General features: G+C 40.8%; 1 pseudogene. It reads left to right on the forward strand.

From position 1 onward, the window contains the following. Positions 1-612, forward strand: a pseudogene (locus JIG37_RS06185) (hypothetical protein); the annotation flags it as partial.

Genomic DNA, 612 nt, shown 5'->3' on the forward strand with positions numbered 1-612 from the left:
AATGGCTGCAGCTTTAAAACTCGTACCTTTAAAAGTAAGCGTTTTACTGATCAATATGCAGCAGAGCTTGAATCTCCTAATCGTGGCTCAACACTTGAGGGACATTGGGTAGAGAATGATGGTAAGCAGTTGGCTATTTCATGGTTTGGAGGCTGGTCAAATTTATTTACTGCTCTAAGTTTCCTGTTAATGGTCGCTGCAGTTATGTTTTTTTTCGTTGATTTGGTTGTTATTGGTTTTGTATGGGGCGACTATCGATGGGTGCCATTTGCTATATATGCACCTATGTTTATCGTCGGTTTTTATATGCTGAAACATCGAGCCATATTAGCGCACCGAGATAATTTTTACTTTAATCGCCATACAGGCCTTGTAAAAACTCCGCATACCTTGTTTAGAAAACCGTTTTATTTACCTTACGAAGACATTGTTTGCTATGGCGCAAATCAACGTAATGTCGGTTCAGCCCGTGGTGGCTCACGTGTATTTGTATCACTCATGGTGCCGTTAAAATACCCTAAACATTATCGCTTCACTAAGCCCACTTTTTATGTAGGTGGTTCAAATCGTGAATGGGATTCACTGGCATACGCCACAGCCATGACCTTTATG

It is taken from the genome of Pseudoalteromonas sp. bablab_jr010 (genome assembly GCF_016464105.1).
GTDB classification, from domain to species: domain Bacteria; phylum Pseudomonadota; class Gammaproteobacteria; order Enterobacterales; family Alteromonadaceae; genus Pseudoalteromonas; species Pseudoalteromonas simplex.